We start from the raw sequence: 15,691 nt of genomic DNA, 5'->3' as shown, positions 1-15,691 counted from the left end.
GTTACCTTACCGCCATGTGGCTCTTCCGGCCTGTTTCCGAAAGTCCCTCCAAGTGGGCGGTGTCCCCCCAACTTTGGAGCCACCAACCCTGGGCGTCGTGGAGGAAAACATTCACGCTGGCGTTGGGGATTTTGAAGTGACGCGCCGTTTCCTCGGGGATGCCGAGAATGTGGCGCAGGAAACCCGCCATCACGCCCCCGTGGGAGACGGCCACCACGTGTCCGCCGCGGTGGCGTTCGGCCAGGGTTTGGCAAAAGGCCAGCATCCGGGCGGTGCTGGCCTCGATGGATTCTCCTCCCGGGCTCGGGCGGGTCGGGTCCTGGGTTTTCCAGGCGGCATAGGCCCCGGGGTGCCGGATGCGCACTTCCTCACGCGTCAGTCCCTCAAAAAGTCCCATTGCGCGCTCGCGCAGTTCGGGGGCGGGAAGAACCTCCAGCCCGGTGCGGCGGGCGATCGCTTCGGCGGTGGACATGGCCCGCCCGAGATCGCTGGAGTAAAGGTGGGTGAAGGAGCTGGAGCTGCCGGCCATCCGCCGGGCCAGGGCTTCCACTTGGTGTTCTCCGTCCGGTGAGAGCGGGCTGTCCCCGTGGCCCTGCATGCGGCCTTCCCGGTTCCAGACGGTTTCACCATGGCGCAGCAGGGTCAGGCGCGTGGTGGGGGGATTGCTGTTCATTCGGGGAAAGTCCAGTCCCTCTCGCCCCGGAAAGCCGCGGCCAGCCACCATTTCCCGGCACGCCAGACAAAGGGCAGGGGGAAGATCCCCTGGCCGTTGAACTCCGCCCCGGACTGGGAGCGCTCGATTTCCACCTCGGCGTAGTCGCCGGGATGGAACACGGTCACCCCGACCAGGCGGTAAACCCGGTTCTGGTCGGTGTCGCGTTGGCAGATCCAACGGAGTGCCGCCGCCGGGGGCATGAATTCCTCACGGATGCGCGCATCGGCCTCGGGCGAAAGACGGTCCAGCAGACGGTGGTGTTCCCGCGCATTGGCCTTCTGCAGCATCCCTTCGACATCGCGGCGGAAGGCCTCCTTGGCATCGGGGCGGGTGGCCCACCAAATCCCCGCCAGGAGCAGAAGGCACCCTGCGGCCAGCAGGCGGGTTTGGGAACTTGGGCCAAAGGAAAACATCGTGCTTTATCTCAACGCAACCACGGCTATGATCAAGACTTTATGGCGAAAGCGGAGGTTGAATCGCGATTGGTCCAGGAAATCGCGGGGATTTTCCTCATCGGGACCGGTGTCCTTTTGTTTCTGGCCCTGTTTTCCTTCGACTGCGGGGATCTCGCTTTTTTCAAGGATCCGCCCAACCAGCCGGTTTTGAATTACATCGGCCCGGTCGGGGCCTGGGTTTCGGCGGCCCTGGTTCTGGCCATCGGGGTGGCCTCGTTTCTCTTCCCGGCCCTGATGCTGGTCGGCGGTCTGGCCCTGCTTTTTTACCACGGCTCGATTGATTACCGGCTCAAGCCGGTTTGGTTCACCTTGGTGGTGCTCAGCGGATCCGCCCTACTCCAGATCTTCCAGCCCCTGGGCATGAATTTCAACGGCATGGAATGGCCCGGTGGATTCATCGGCCACTTCATCAACGACGTCACCCTCAGCGCCTGGCTCGGCCGTGCCGGCGCCCTCATCACCCTGCTCGTCGTTTACTTTGTCGCCCTCGTGTTGCTCTTCGAAATCCGTCCGGTCGAATTGATGAAGCGCACCTGGGAGATGATCCTGGCCTGGCAAAAAGCCCGCGAGGAGGCCAAGTTGGCCGAAGCCGATCCCCTGGAACGCATCGCCTACGAGCAGGCCAAACTGGCCCGGGAGGAAAAGAAGCTCCGCCGCCAGCTCATCAAACAGGGCCGCCCCCTCGAGGATCTCGCCCTGGCCAAGCCCCCGGCCGATGAGACCGGTCGGCCCGCCCCCCAGGTCATCGACACCAGCGAACCCCGCCCGCGCTCGAAAACCAAACCCGATTCCGCCCCCGATCCGCTCCCCAAGCCGGTGGAACGCCCGGAACCCGCCGTGGTCGACACCAACGCCCCCGGCCCCGTCACGGTCAAACCGCAGGAAAAGAAAACCCCCGCCTCTTCCTCTTCCAATCCCGCCGTACCGGCCTCGCCCCAGCCCACCTACGAATCCTATCAACTTCCCGATAACACCCTGCTCTCTGCCAACGATCACGCCGGCCATTCCCCCATGAGCAAGGCCGATCTCGAGGCCAACCGCAACCTGCTGGTCGAGACCATCCTGCAATTCGGCATCGAGGTCACCCCGGGCGACATCACCCGCGGTGCCACCATCACCCGCTACGAAGTCTATCCCGCCCCCGGCGTCCGGGTCGAACGGATCGCCGGCCTGGAGAAAAACATCGCCCGGGCCATGAAGGCGGAAAAAGTCAACATCCTCGCCCCCATCCCCGGCAAGGATTCCGTCGGCATCGAGGTGGCCAATTCCTCCAAGGCCAAGATCGTCCTCCGCGACCTCTTCGAGTCCGATCTCTGGGGTTCCTCCAAGGCCAAACTGCCCATCGCCCTGGGCAAGGACGTCTACGGCCAGGTCCTCGTCGCCGACCTCGCCGACATGCCCCACCTGCTCATCGCCGGCACCACCGGCTCGGGCAAGTCCGTCTGCATCAACTGCGTCCTCCTCAGTCTGCTCTATCGCTTCAGTCCCGACGATCTCAAGATCATCTTGGTCGACCCCAAGGTCGTCGAGCTCCAGGTCTACAACCAGCTCCCCCACCTTGTCGTGCCCGTGGTCACCGAGGCCAAGAAAGTCCTCATCGCCCTCCGTTGGGTCATCAACGAGATGGAAAAACGCTACCAATTCATGGCCCGCGCCGGCGTGCGCAACATCGCCGCCTACAACAACCGCCCCGCCCCGCAGAAAAAACCCGAGACCCTCGACCTCGACCAGACCCTGGCCCAAGAAGGCAAGGGCGAAGCCCTTCCCATGGACGAACTCCCCGGCATCTCGCCCGATCCGGTCAACGACATGCCCACGCGGATGCCGTTCATTGTCGTCATCATCGATGAGTTGGCCGACCTCATGGCCACCTCGCCCGCCGACGTCGAACTGGCCATCGCCCGCCTTTCCGCCAAGGCCCGCGCCGCCGGCATCCACCTCATCATCGCCACCCAGACCCCCCGCGCCCAGGTCATCACCGGCGTCATCAAGACCAACGTCCCCTGCCGCATCGCCTTCCAAGTGCCGAGCGCCCTCGATTCCCGTGTCATCCTGGACGAAAACGGCGCGGAAAACCTCCTGGGCAAGGGCGACCTGCTCTACCTGCCGCCCGGTTCCTCCAAGCTCATCCGCGCCCAAGGGGCCTTTGTTTCCGACGACGAGGTGGCCCAGGTGGTCGATTTCATCAAGAAACAAAGCCGTCCCTCCTACGAGGCCGAGATCCACCAGAAGCTGAGCAAATCGGCCGGTGCCGACGAGGTCGAGCTTTCCGAAGAGGATGCCGACATGGTGCGGAAATGCTTCGAGGTCATGCGCCAGGAGAAGCGGGCTTCCACCTCGATGTTCCAGCGCCGGCTGCGCATCGGCTACAACACCGCCGCCTGGATCACCGACTGGATGGAACAAAATGGCATTGTCGGTGGCAAAGACGGGGCCAAAGACCGTGAGATTCTGGTGGACTTGGACACCTTTGATCTGGATAGATTGTTGTAAGAACCCGCCGCCATGCCCGCCCCAACGCCCACCCAGAAATCCATCGGAGACCAGCTCCGCTCCGCCCGCGAACTCAAAGAGTGGAGCCTGGCCGAGGTGGCCAAGCGCACCAAGGTCAAGTTGGAGCAACTCGACCGGTTGGAAAAAAACCAGTTCGACCTCCTGCCCAGTCTGGCCTACGCCCGTGGCTTCATCCGCATCTACGCCCGTGAACTCGGCCTCGACGGATGGGCGCTTCTCCGGCAATTCAACGGCGAAGTCGAAAGCGGCTACGATGTCCTGGAATTGCAACCGCACGACCTCGAAGCCATCCCCCGCCGCCAACAACCCGCGGCGGCCACGCCCCAGAACGTCGGTCAAATGGTCATCATCGGCGTGGTCCTTTGCGCCCTGGTCATCGGAGGTATCCAGCTTTATCTTTCCTTCCCTGAATGGATGGCGGCGGCCCGCAAAGCGCCCGAGACCCAACTCCAGCCCATCGAACCCAGCCAGCCCCCGGTGAACAAGGACACGGCCTCCGTCCCATCGGCTGACCAGACGGCTTCCACGCCTCCTGTGGCCGAACGCGTGGCCACGCCGAACCCGCCCGCGGCGGTTCCGGTCGCCCCGCCCGTCTCGGCTTCCGCGCCCGTGGTCGTTGCCCCCGCTCCCCCCGCCGCCACTCCGGTGGCCGAACCCGTCGATGACACCGCCCACGAGGCCGCCACCGGCACCAACCGTCTCCAACTCCAGGCCGATGCCGCCTCCTCGGAAAATGAACGCTGGGTGCGCGTCGTCGCCATCCGCGGCGGTCGTGAAATCACCCTTTACGAAGACCTGCTCCCCCCGGGCCAGGTCGTGCCCGGCGACACCGTGGGTCCCTGGGTGGCCGATGAGTTTGTCGTCAGCTTCCGCGAGGCTTCCGCGGTGGACATCATTTTCAACGGCAACAATTACGGACGTTACGACAAGCCCGGCATCCAGCACATCACCCTCCCCGGGCGTTGATTTTCCAGCGGACGCCGCATGAACCTGCCCAACCAGCTCACTCTCGGGCGCATCATCCTTTGCGCCGTTCTGGTGGCCTGCATGGAGATCGACGCCCCCTGGACCGGATCACTCGCCCTGGTCATTTTCATCGTGGCCAGCCTGACCGACTGGCTTGACGGCCACCTCGCCCGCAAATACCACCTCATCACCGACCTGGGCAAACTCCTCGACCCGCTCGCCGACAAGATCCTCATCAGCGCGGCCTACATCGGCCTCGTCTCCAACCACCTCGCCCCGGCCTGGATCGTCAGCAGCATCATCGCCCGGGAATTCCTCATCACCGGTCTGCGCACCCTGGCCGCCGCCAAGGGCCTGATCCTGGCCGCGGAAAAACTGGGCAAGCACAAGACCATCAGCCAGATCACCGCCGTCATCGTCGGCCTGGCCCTCCTCGCCGCCCGCGATCTCGGTTACCATTTCCCGCTGGTGGAACATGTCGTCTATCCCGCGCTGCTCTACCTCGCCCTCATCGTGACCTTCTGGTCCGGCGGGGCCTATTTCTGGAAGAACCGCCAGCTCGTCCTCAACCACGGATCCACCCCTCCCACCTGACATGGCGCCCCGGCCTCCCTCCCTCCCCAACGTAGAAGTTCGCCTCTCCGGACACGCCTACCCCATCCACATCGGCTCGGGTTCCGCCTCCGCCTGGCCGGCGGAATTTCCCCTGCCCGGTGAAGTCGCGGTCATCACCGACCGCCACGTCGCCGGGGTCGCGCCCGCCCGCGCCCTCATCCACACCCTCCTGGCCCGGGCCCAAAAATCGGTCGTGGTCGAATGCCCGCCCGGCGAGGAAACCAAATCCCTGACCCAATTCGCTTCCATCCTCAGCCGTCTGGCCGAAGCCCGCCTCAGCCGTTCCTGCACCGTCGTCGCCCTCGGCGGCGGGGTCGTCGGCGACCTCGCCGGCTATGTCGCCGCCTCCTACCTCCGTGGCGTCGGGTTCATCCAGATCCCCACCACCCTCCTGGCCATGGTGGACAGCAGCGTGGGCGGCAAGACCGGCGTCAACCTCCCCGAGGGCAAGAACCTCGCCGGCGCCTTCTACCAACCCGCTGCCGTCTTCATCGACCTCGATTTCCTCGGCAGCCTGCCCGCCCGCGAACGCGCCGCCGGCATGGCCGAAGTCATCAAATACGGCATCATCCGCGACCCGGAACTCTTTGCGCGGGTGGAAAACGGCCCGCCCGCCGACCTCGCCCCCGTCATCCGCCGTTGCGTGGAGATCAAGGCGGAGGTGGTGGCCGGCGACGAAAAAGAAACCACCGGTCTGCGCGCCATCCTCAACTTCGGCCACACCCTCGGCCATGCCATCGAACAATCGGTCGGCTATGGCGTGCTGCTGCATGGTGAGGCCATCAGCATCGGCATGAGCGCCGCCTGTTTCCTCTCGGAAAAAGTCTGCGGTCTGGATCCGGCGGTTTCCGCGCGCGTCCGCAACGCCCTCCGGGCCTCCGGTCTCCCCTTGACCCATCCGGGTTTGACCTACGAAGCCCTGGCCGAAGCGATGGGCCGCGATAAAAAAGCCACCGCAAAAGGCCTGCGCTGGATCCTCTGCCCGGAGCTGGGGAAAACCGAACTCCGTTCCGATGTGCCCGATTCCCTCATCCGCCAGGCCGTCACCCTCTGCACCAACTGATTCATCTAGCCTGCCCGGTGAGCGGGCGACAAACTCCCTGACGGGAGGGCGAAGCTCCCGCTGAGCCGCCCTTGGAAGAATGACCTCAAACCGGCTCGGCAGTCCCCCTCAGGCGGATCGCCCTCCCGTTGCGCCTATCACCCAGTCATGAGGATTGGGTATGAATCGCTCTCGTGGCCGTTCACCCAATACCCGAGAGCACGAGAATGAGAAAGAGTGCGAGAACGAGCGGCTGGTTAAACTGATAAGGGTCTGGAAGGTCTGTCGAAAAATCCGGGACAAAAAACCTCCGCGTCCTACTTGGGACGTTGCTTCGCCCACGTCCTCGTGGTAAACCTCCGGCATGACGCGAACGGAATGTTATCTGGCCCTCAACAGCGTCCGCCTCATCGGCCCCGTCCGCGTCCGGCGACTCCTCGAGTCCCTCGGCTCGGTGGAAGCCATCCTCTCCGCCCCCGCCTCACGCCTGGCCGCGGTCGATGGCGTCGGCCCCGAGGCCGCCCGCGCCATCACCGAGTGGGAGAAGAACTGGGACCTGGCCGGGGAACTGGCCGCCATCGCCCGACTCGGACTCCGGGTCATCGACCAGGAGGACCCGGCCTATCCCGCCCTCCTGAAGGAAATCTACGACCCGCCGCTCGTGCTCTACTACCGCGGCGACCTCACGGCCTGCAACCGCCGGCCCATCGCGGTCGTCGGCTCGCGCCACACCAGCCACTACGGGCAGGAAATGGCCAAGAAGCTGGCCTATCAAATCGCTTACGCCGGACTCACCGTCACCAGCGGTCTGGCCCGCGGCATCGACACCTTTGCCCACCAGGGCGCCCTGGCCGCCAAGGGCCGCACCGTGGCCGTCCTCGGTTGTTCGCTCGACCAGGTCTACCCGCCGGAAAACCGCGCCCTGGCCGACATGATCGCCGAACAGGGCGGCGCCCTCCTCTCCGAATTCCCCCTCGGCACCCCGCCCGACCGCCAGACCTTCCCCATGCGCAACCGCATCGTCAGCGGCCTCAGCACCGGCCTGGTCGTGGTCGAGGCCGGCGAAGCCAGCGGCGCCCTCATCACCGCCCGCATGGCCCTCGATCAGGGCCGCAATGTCTTCGCCGTCCCCGGCCGCATCGACCAACCCCACGCCAAAGGCTGCCACCGCCTGATCAAAGAAGGCGCCAAATTGGTCGAGGGCGTCGAGGACATCCTCAACGAATCCGGCCTCCTTCTTCCCCCCGGTCCCGACGAGGGCAAGCGCCCCTGGCCCGAGGATTTGACCCCGGCAGAGCGCAAGATCTTGGAAGCCATGGACCTGGATGAAATCGCCCTCGACGCCCTCATCCAAAAATGCGGGTTGCCTTCCGCGGTCGTTACTCCTACGTTGCTGCGACTTGAAATGCGGAAACTGGTCCGTCAGTTGCCCGGTAAAACGTTTGTAAAGACCGACTAGAGAACAACTTAGTTATGGGGAAAGCCCTTATCATCGCCGAAAAACCCAGCGTCGCCACCGACCTTTCCAAGGTCCTGGGGAAGTTCAAAAAAGACAAGGACTTCTTTGAAAACGACGAATTTGTCATCTCTTCCGCCGTGGGTCATTTGGTCGAAATCGGCGCCCCCGCCAGCGTCGAACCCAAGCGCGGCAAGTGGAACATCGACAATCTTCCCGTCATCCCCCCGGAGTTCGAACTCAAGCCGATCGAGAAGTCCGAGGCCCGCTACAAGGTCCTGAAGAAACTCCTCGCCCGCAAGGACGTCGACCGCGTCATCAACGCCTGTGACGCCGGCCGCGAGGGCGAACTGATCTTCCGCTACATCATCCAGCTCACCGGCTGCAAGAAACCCGTCCAGCGCCTCTGGATGCAGTCCATGACCCCCGACGCCATCCGCGAGGGCTTCAAGGTCCTGCGCTCCGACGAAGAAATGATGCCCCTGGCCGATGCCGCCCGCTGCCGTTCCGAGGCCGACTGGCTCATCGGCATCAATGGCACACGCGCCCTCACGTCCTTCAATTCCAAGGCGGGCGGATTCAACCTCACCCCCGTCGGCCGCGTCCAGACCCCCACCCTCGCCATCCTGGTCAAACGCGAGGCCCAGATCCGCGCCTTCCAGGACCGCCCTTACTGGGAAGTCCACGCCACCTTCGGCGCCGCCTCCGGCGACTACCCCGGACGCTGGTTCCTCGAGTCCTTCAAGAAACCCGAAGTGGCCGACGAGGCCGACCCGCGCAAGGACGAGAAAGCCGAGCGCCTCTGGTCCCTCCCCGAGGCCGAGAAGATCGTCGCCGATTGCACGGGCAAGAAGGGCCTCGTCGAGGAAAAGAGCAAGCCCGCGACCCAGATGTCGCCCCTGCTCTTCGACCTCACTTCCCTCCAGCGCGAAGCCAACGGCAAGTTCGGCTTCCCCGCCCGCATGACCCTCTCCATCGCCCAGTCGCTCTACGAGAAGCACAAGGCCCTGACCTATCCCCGAACCGACAGCCGCTGCCTGCCCGAGGACTACGTCCCCACCGTCATCAGCACCCTCGGCCAGTTGAAAAAGGGCGAGCACGGCACCTACGCCGAGAAGATCCTCCAGGAAAAATGGGTCAAGCCGGTCAAGCGCGTCTTCAACAATGCCAAGGTCTCCGACCACTTTGCCATCATCCCCACCCAGGAAATCCCGACCAAGCTCAGCGAGACCGAGCAAAAGATCTACGACCTCGTCGTCCGCCGCTTCCTCTCCATCTTCTATCCGCCCGCCGTCTTCGAGGTCACCACCCGCATCACCCGCGTGGGCGAACACGCCTTCAAGACCGAGGGCAAGGTCCTCAAGGAAGCCGGTTGGCTCGCCATCTATGGCAAGGGCGAGGTCAAACTCGATGACGGCGATGAATCCCCCTCGCTCCCGGCCGTCAAGGAAGGGGAAAAAGTCGACACCCGGGAAGTCGATGTCCTCGCCGAACGCACCCGCCCGCCCGCCCGTTTTTCCGAAGCCACCCTGCTCTCCGCCATGGAAGGCGCGGGCAAACTGGTCGAGGACGAGGAACTGCGCGACGCCATGTCCGCGCGCGGCCTCGGCACCCCGGCCACCCGCGCGGCCATCATTGAAAATCTGATCGCCACCAAATACGTCGAGCGCCGCGGCCGCGAGTTGATCCCCGCCGTCAAGGCCTTCGACCTCATCGAGACGCTGGAGACCCTCAAGATCAACGTCCTCTCCTCGCCCGAAATGACCGGCGACTGGGAATACAAGCTCAAGCTCATCGAGGAAAAGAAACTCACCCGCCCCGCCTTCATGGCCGAGATCGAGGGCATGACCCGCGACGTTGTCGACCACCTGCGCATGAAGGGCGACCCCGGCGGGGTCAAGTTGCACGACACCGATTTGTTGGACCCCTACCAGGGCCGGAAGATGATCAAGACCCTGCGCGACTTCCGCACCGAGGACGGCACCTTCGCTGTCCCCAAGGTCATCGCCGGACGCGTCATGGACATCGAGGAAGTCCGCGTCCTCATCAAGGACCGCGTCGTCGGCCCGCTGCCCGGCTTCCGCAGCCGCCTCGGGCGCGAATTCAGCGCCTTCGTCAAGATGGACGAGAAGGGCGAAGTCAACTTGGACTGGGGGGCCTCGAACGAAAACGGGGAGTCGGCCCAGGACTTCACCGGCCAGGAACCGGTCGGGCTTTGCCCCATCACCGGTCGGAAGATCTACGAAGCCCCCAACGCCTACGTCACCGAGGCGGGCGAGGACGGGAAGAAGGGCTTCCGCATGGCCAAGAAGATCCTCGAGCAGGAAATCACCCGCGAGCAGGTGGTGAAACTATTGACGACCAAGAAGACCGATCTGCTGACCGCCTTCATCAGCAAGAAGAACCGCCGTCCCTTCAAGGCCTACATGGTGTTGAAGGATGACGGGACGACCGCCTTCGAATTCCCCCCCCGCGAACCCAAGGTCCCCGGTGCCAAGGGCAAAGGGAAAGGTAAGGGGAAGAAAGTCGTCAAGAAGGCCGAGCCCGAGCCCGAAGCCGAAGGCTGATGATGGCAGCCCGCTGGGCACGCCGTAGCCATTGAGCGAAGGCGGCACGACGGAGATCAGACGTCAGACGCCTGAATCTGTTTGCCGACATCTGTCATCCGACATCCGACATCTGTCTGCTTTCCTTTCCTCGCGCAGAGACGCAGAGGCGCAGGGGGGAGACAAGTTTTAAGTTTTAAGAATTAAGTTTTAAGCAGAAATCTCCTGTAGCCGGGGAATCTTTTCCCCGGTCGGTATCTGAAAACCAGAAATCAAGGATCCGCCGTGGCGGACAAGGAACCAGAAAACCATGCCCCCCCGGAGGGCGTCTGCAAACGAAGAACGAGTAACCAAGAACGAAGAACCTGCTTCCCCCGTCTCCCCGATAGCCGATAGCTGGCCGCCCAAAGCCATCTCGCGCTTGGAGAACTGGGATTTACTAAAGATCCCTCAAATGATACCTTGATCACATGAAAGCGACTTTGGCCGAACCCGAAATCGTCACACGGAAAGGAAAGCCCGTTTCCGTCATCATCCCCATCAAGGATTATAAAGAACTGTTGGAACGGGCGGAGGATGTGGCTGACGTGGCCTACCTGAAGCGCGCCCGCAAGAAGGGGCTCGCCTATCGTCCCCTGGAAGATTATCTGGCCGGACATAAACGCAAGTGAGCCAGGAACAGAATCCAAGGACAAATGACCAAGGACTAAAAGGCCGGTGCGCCAGCAGAAACGAAGAACCAGGCACCAAGAACGAAGAACCTGCCTCCCAAGCTCCTCCTTAAACTCAAACTGGCAACGTAAACGACCAGTCTTCGGCTGGTCAAACCCCGTCTTGCCTTTCCCTTACTTTTGGCTAGGAAAGTTTCATGTCACAATCTACAATTAGGCTCATTTAAGGTTTCAAATTGTTTCATACTAATTCAATTTTTGTGGGCTGAAATACCTGTGACTCTTCCCGCCACACTAGTCGAACGATTGCGTTCGAACCGTGTTCTGCCATTTATTGGGGCCGGCGTTTCGATGGCTGTGAAAGCAGCTGGCAATAGTGAGCCGCTATTCCCTAGTTGGCGCACGTTATTAGAACGTGCCGCCGGAAGACTCGATCGCGAGCAAAAGCCTGCTTACGCTGGAGTTGTACGTAATCTACTTGCGATTGATAAGCCTGACTTCCTAGATGCCGCGAAGCGCGCTAAAGAGGGACTTGGACCAGTGTGGTTTGATTTTTTAAAAGAGCAATTTGATCATCAACGAGAGGCAGCATCGGACGAAACTCTTACGCTTGCTCGAGCAGTTTGGACACTTGGAAGCAATTTAATCGTAACCACTAATTATGATAGGGTACTTCGTTGGTCCTGCGCAAAGCAAGATGATGTAGGGCTTTGGAATATCGAAGCGCCAGCGGAACAAGCTGCTGCAATCCGCGACGGGTTAAAGCGCCCTGTGATTTGGCATTTGCACGGGAGCATAGATGACGCATCAAATATTATTCTAACACCTGACGGATATGATCGTCTCTATCCTACCTCAACTACACAAAATAGATTTACTGCTGCTCAAGAGACCCTGCGTACACTTTTAGCAACTCATTCTTTCTTGTTTATTGGATATAGCTTAAACGATCATGCTTTCGGTCTTCAACTTAAAGCAATTAGCGACATGTTTGTCGGCGCGAATGGCCCTCATTATGCTCTTGTCCACTCGAGCAGCGTAGAAACTGTGAAAGCACAAAGACTACCTGGTATCGAGCTCATCGAATTCGCCGAGTACGGGCCAGGGCTCGAAAGTTTAGTCCAAACGTTAGGAAAAGAATCTACTGAAAATACTCATGGAATCATTGTTACGTCAGATCATGATGAAAATGAAGCCTCTGTAGTTTTGCTCAACAATACTACAGACGCTTTCGAAGGAACGTCAGACACCCCGCCTCCTACTACTCATTGGGTGGGGCGAGAAGAAGAGTTGCGACTTTTAAGAAGTATAGATTCTAAAGTTGTTGCTGTTACTGGCATCGGAGGTCAAGGCAAATCTACATTGGTAGCTAGATATTTAGCAGAAGTTGAGAAAGAAGGAGTATTCTGGGATTGGCGTGATTGCAAAGAGGAAAGCAACACCCTGCATACGTAATTAATTCGAATAATTATTCGACTGACCAATGGGCAACGTCGAGCAGAAGACTTTCTAGAGGAAAGTACGGAATCAATAATCAAGCTCTTTTTGAACATTACCCTATCATTACGGGCGGTGTTTGTGTTTGATAACATTGATCAATATGTAGATGTTTATCGCGCAAAAGCAGTAGAGGCAATGAATTTACTAATTGAGGGTGCTGCGAAAAACGCTGGCACGTCAAAGTACGTATTCACTTGTAGACCAAAGTTACTTTATGAGCAACCAACATTTTTGCAATTAGAGTTACATGGCCTAACTGTTGCTGAAGCTCAACTGTTATTCGCTGCTCGGGGTCTTACCGTAGAACCAAAACATATAAATGAGGTTCACGATTTAACTCAAGGGCACCCTTTATGGATAAACCTAATCGCGATGCAGGTTCTGACAAATAGAGTTGAACTCGTCGATTTGATTAGACGTATTCGCGCAGGCAAAGATGCTGGACTTCCAAACGCAATGCTCCAAGAGATATGGCGTTCTTTGAAACCGAAGCATCAAAAGCTTTTACGTTACTTAGCCGAAATGGTGCGACCCGAGACTGAAAGAGAAATCGCTCAATGCGTTGCACTGGAGTTGAATTCTAATCAGTTCACTAAGGCTCTTCGTCAATTAACTGCACTAGATCTGGTTGTTGTGAAAACACCGTCAAGTGCTCCAGATACTATTGAATTACACCCGCTATTGAGAGAATTTGTTCGAAGACAATTTTCACAGTCTGAGCGAAGCCCTTATATTTCTGCGATCCTATTGTTTTTTGATCAGATGATTGTGAAGCTCCGCCCTACTTTGGGTCAGGACGTTTCATATGAAGTTTTACAAAACTGGACGGCTAAAGTAGAGTTGTTAATCAATAGTGGAGAAGTGCTTAAGGCCTTGTTGGCTTTAGAAGAAATTAGGAAGCCTCTACTCCGTAATGGATATGCAGAAGAGTTTGTAAAATGGGCCAGTGCTTTATATGCCAACATTGACCTTAGTTTACCAGCTGGAGCCGATCAGAAGATTCAGGACGATGTATTGATTGAATTGGTGGAAGCGCTTACACAGTTAGGTAGATTTGCTGATGCTGAGGAATTTATAGTTAGATTTGAGCGGGGCGTAGCAGGAGCAACTGCGCGTTATGTAGCTGCATGTGGCATGCGCACATATATGTATTGGACGCGCGGGGAATTTGAGCTTGCAAAAGAATGGGGGAAGCGTGGGGTTGAAGTGAAAACAGCTGGCAATCTAGATACCCGTCACGATTGTGAGCACAACCTTGCATTGGCGCAACGTGACTCGGGAGAGGTTGAGCAGGCTTTGATTTATTTTCTCGGCGCTACCAGTCTTGAAGATGTTATCAATCCACTTGTAATTGATAGAGAACGAGGTGGTTCTTTTTATGGTAATATTGGGCGATGTTTATTCTTCAAGGGCGACAATACTTGGGCTGAGACGTGTTTGATTAAGTCTGCTTGGTGCCTCGAAAAGGCAAAAGACCAGTTGGTGCTCATCAATCAGGGGTGGGTTGCGGCTTGGCTTGGGGAGCTTTTTGAGAAGCATAATTCTGATTTAGCTTACATCTTTTATCGACGAGCAGCATTAAAGTGGAAGTTGACTTCTCCTCAGCGCTTTGAACGTGCCGTAGCTTCACAGCAAAGGCTTTCAAATAGAGTCAGTGTGGATTACCTTGAACTTCTCGACTGGCAAATAGATAGAAAGTATTGCGATTGGTTAAATAAGGCGCGTCAGTTTCCGGCTGATTGAAAAGAGTGCGCACGGGGTCAACCCGCGACTCTTGATGGATTGGAAATCGAAGCAGTTTGCGATTTTCTCGGGAAGAGAGAGAACGAGCACGAGAGCGAGTATGAGAACGATTTTCAGATGAAACAGAAAACACTTTAGCCTCTGGCCAACTTAGGGCAATCCTGACAAAGCACATTCTCAAAGGTGCAGAAAGCCAGTCGGCAATCCACTTTCTTCCCGGCCAGTTCGTGGGCGATCCGGGAGAGTTTCTGCTCGCCCCGCCCTTTGAGCAGCACCACATCGCCCGCCCGGAGTTCGGCCCTTAGTTGCTGCACGGCTTCTCCAACGGTCCGGGCCACGGTCACCCCGTTTTCCTTTTCTTTCAGGGCCCCATGCAGGTATCTCCGGTAAAGGCCGGTGTGGTTTCCCAGCAGGATCACCCGGTCGGCTGATTCCGACAGATGTTGGCCGATCTTGATGTAGCGTGAAAGGCGGGGGGCTGGAGGTTGGTAGAGTCCGCCCAAAACCACCACCCGATTTCCTCCACGGATCGGCGACAGCACATCCAACGCCGCATGAAAGGTTTCGAAGCTTCCCTTGAAGTCGTCGCACAGCGCGATCGCGCCGCTCTGGAGCACGATGGGCTGCATCCGCCCCGGGGTCGGCTCCTGCGTCTCCAGCCTTTGCTTGATCGCGTCAAATGACAGGCCGCACAGCCGCCCCACCGCGACGGCCGCCAGTTGGGCCCGGACGGCCGCGCACCCGATCAAACGGCTGCGGACGGGAATCGTCCGGCCCTCGGCGTGCAGGTGAAACCGGCTGCCCTCGGGACCGGTCTCCTGATCCGCGGCATAAACGTCGCAGGATGCATGGAACCCGAAGGTGCGGATCCGCGCCCGGGTGATCGTGCCCATGCGCAGGACATTCGCGTCATCGCCGTTGAGCACGGCCCATCCGTCCGCCCCGAGGGCCCGGACCATTTCGGCCTTCTCCTGCCACACGCCCTCCGGGCCGCCCAGATCACGCTGATGGTCCGAGGCGATTGCCGTAACGACCACGATGTCCGGTTGCAAAAGCGGGACATAGCGTTTCATTTGGCCTTTCCGGCCGATCCCGACCTCGAGAACCGCCCAGCGTTTCCACAGGCCCTGGCGCATCAGGTTGAAACTGACCAGGGAAAAGCAATTGTCCCAGGCATGAATCCAATGGGGCGTCTTGCCCTGGAGCACTTGCATGAGGGATCGGGTGGTCGTTGTTTTTCCCAGGGAACCGACCACCACGACGACAGACTGTCGTTTCCGTGTCAGGCCCCGATACCAGCGCCCCACGTGCTCCATGACCGGCCAGAGGAACTGGTTGAATTGGACGCCGAAATCCACCCGGTGGGAAAAATCCAGGAGAGCAAGGGGCAAAAGCCAAAGCAACCGGCGCAAGGACTTGATCCCACCCGGCATGGCCCTGTCCGACAGATTCCCCCCTTCCTCCATCC

12 protein-coding genes are annotated in these 15,691 nt (G+C 59.5%); 9 read left to right on the top strand and 3 right to left on the bottom strand.

Annotated elements, in window-relative coordinates; all coding sequences use genetic code 11:
* Position 1 precedes the first annotated feature (1 nt).
* Positions 2–673: a histidine phosphatase family protein gene (locus SFU85_00555; protein ID MDX6765260.1), complete on the bottom strand. Its 672-nt coding sequence runs from the start codon at positions 671–673 to the stop codon at positions 2–4.
* Positions 670–1,128 (bottom strand): hypothetical protein, encoded by a 459-nt coding sequence (locus SFU85_00550; protein ID MDX6765259.1) that lies wholly within the window; start codon positions 1,126–1,128, stop codon positions 670–672. Before SFU85_00550 ends, SFU85_00555 begins: the two co-directional genes overlap by 4 nt.
* 42 nt (positions 1,129–1,170) lie before the next feature.
* Between SFU85_00550 and SFU85_00545 the strand changes: the two genes are divergently transcribed.
* The 9 genes from SFU85_00545 (at position 1,171) to SFU85_00505 (ending at position 14,223) form a co-directional block, all read left to right on the top strand.
* Positions 1,171–3,663, top strand: a complete 2,493-nt coding sequence (locus tag SFU85_00545) for a DNA translocase FtsK (protein MDX6765258.1) — start codon at positions 1,171–1,173, stop codon at positions 3,661–3,663.
* 12 nt (positions 3,664–3,675) lie between these two features.
* Positions 3,676–4,650, top strand: coding sequence for a helix-turn-helix domain-containing protein (locus SFU85_00540; GenBank protein ID MDX6765257.1), 975 nt, complete (start codon positions 3,676–3,678; stop codon positions 4,648–4,650).
* Positions 4,651–4,668: 18 nt separating this feature from the next.
* On the top strand, positions 4,669–5,244 hold the full coding sequence (gene pgsA / locus SFU85_00535; GenBank protein MDX6765256.1) for a CDP-diacylglycerol--glycerol-3-phosphate 3-phosphatidyltransferase: 576 nt from the start codon (positions 4,669–4,671) through the stop codon (positions 5,242–5,244).
* Between the two features lies 1 nt (position 5,245).
* The gene (gene aroB / locus SFU85_00530) at positions 5,246–6,328 is read left to right on the top strand and encodes a 3-dehydroquinate synthase (protein ID MDX6765255.1); all 1,083 of its coding nucleotides are present in this window, start codon (positions 5,246–5,248) and stop codon (positions 6,326–6,328) included.
* Between the two features lie 343 nt (positions 6,329–6,671).
* On the top strand, positions 6,672–7,766 hold the full coding sequence (gene dprA, locus SFU85_00525) for a DNA-processing protein DprA (GenBank protein ID MDX6765254.1): 1,095 nt from the start codon (positions 6,672–6,674) through the stop codon (positions 7,764–7,766).
* Between the two features lie 14 nt (positions 7,767–7,780).
* Complete coding sequence (locus tag SFU85_00520; GenBank protein ID MDX6765253.1) at positions 7,781–10,330, top strand: DNA topoisomerase III; 2,550 nt, start codon at positions 7,781–7,783, stop codon at positions 10,328–10,330.
* A 449-nt stretch (positions 10,331–10,779) separates the two neighbouring features.
* Positions 10,780–10,980 carry a type II toxin-antitoxin system prevent-host-death family antitoxin gene (locus tag SFU85_00515; protein MDX6765252.1) on the top strand — a complete coding sequence of 67 codons (201 nt, stop codon included), beginning with the start codon at positions 10,780–10,782 and terminating at the stop codon, positions 10,978–10,980.
* 258 nt (positions 10,981–11,238) lie between these two features.
* Positions 11,239–12,435, top strand: coding sequence for an SIR2 family protein (locus SFU85_00510; GenBank protein MDX6765251.1), 1,197 nt, complete (start codon positions 11,239–11,241; stop codon positions 12,433–12,435).
* Between the two features lie 90 nt (positions 12,436–12,525).
* Entirely contained in the window at positions 12,526–14,223 is a 1,698-nt protein-coding gene (locus tag SFU85_00505; GenBank protein ID MDX6765250.1) for an AAA-like domain-containing protein, read from the top strand.
* Positions 14,224–14,357: 134 nt separating this feature from the next.
* Here the strand turns inward: SFU85_00505 and SFU85_00500 are convergent, their stop codons facing one another.
* Positions 14,358–15,614: a Mur ligase family protein gene (locus SFU85_00500; GenBank protein MDX6765249.1), complete on the bottom strand. Its 1,257-nt coding sequence runs from the start codon at positions 15,612–15,614 to the stop codon at positions 14,358–14,360.
* Between the last annotated feature and the right edge of the window lie 77 nt (positions 15,615–15,691).

The organism is Candidatus Methylacidiphilales bacterium (assembly GCA_033875315.1).
Classification (GTDB): Bacteria; Verrucomicrobiota; Verrucomicrobiia; order Methylacidiphilales; family CAZTYG01; genus JANRJG01.
The sequence above is the reverse complement of the archived record's forward strand: the minus strand, read 5'-3'. Positions and strand labels throughout refer to the sequence as shown.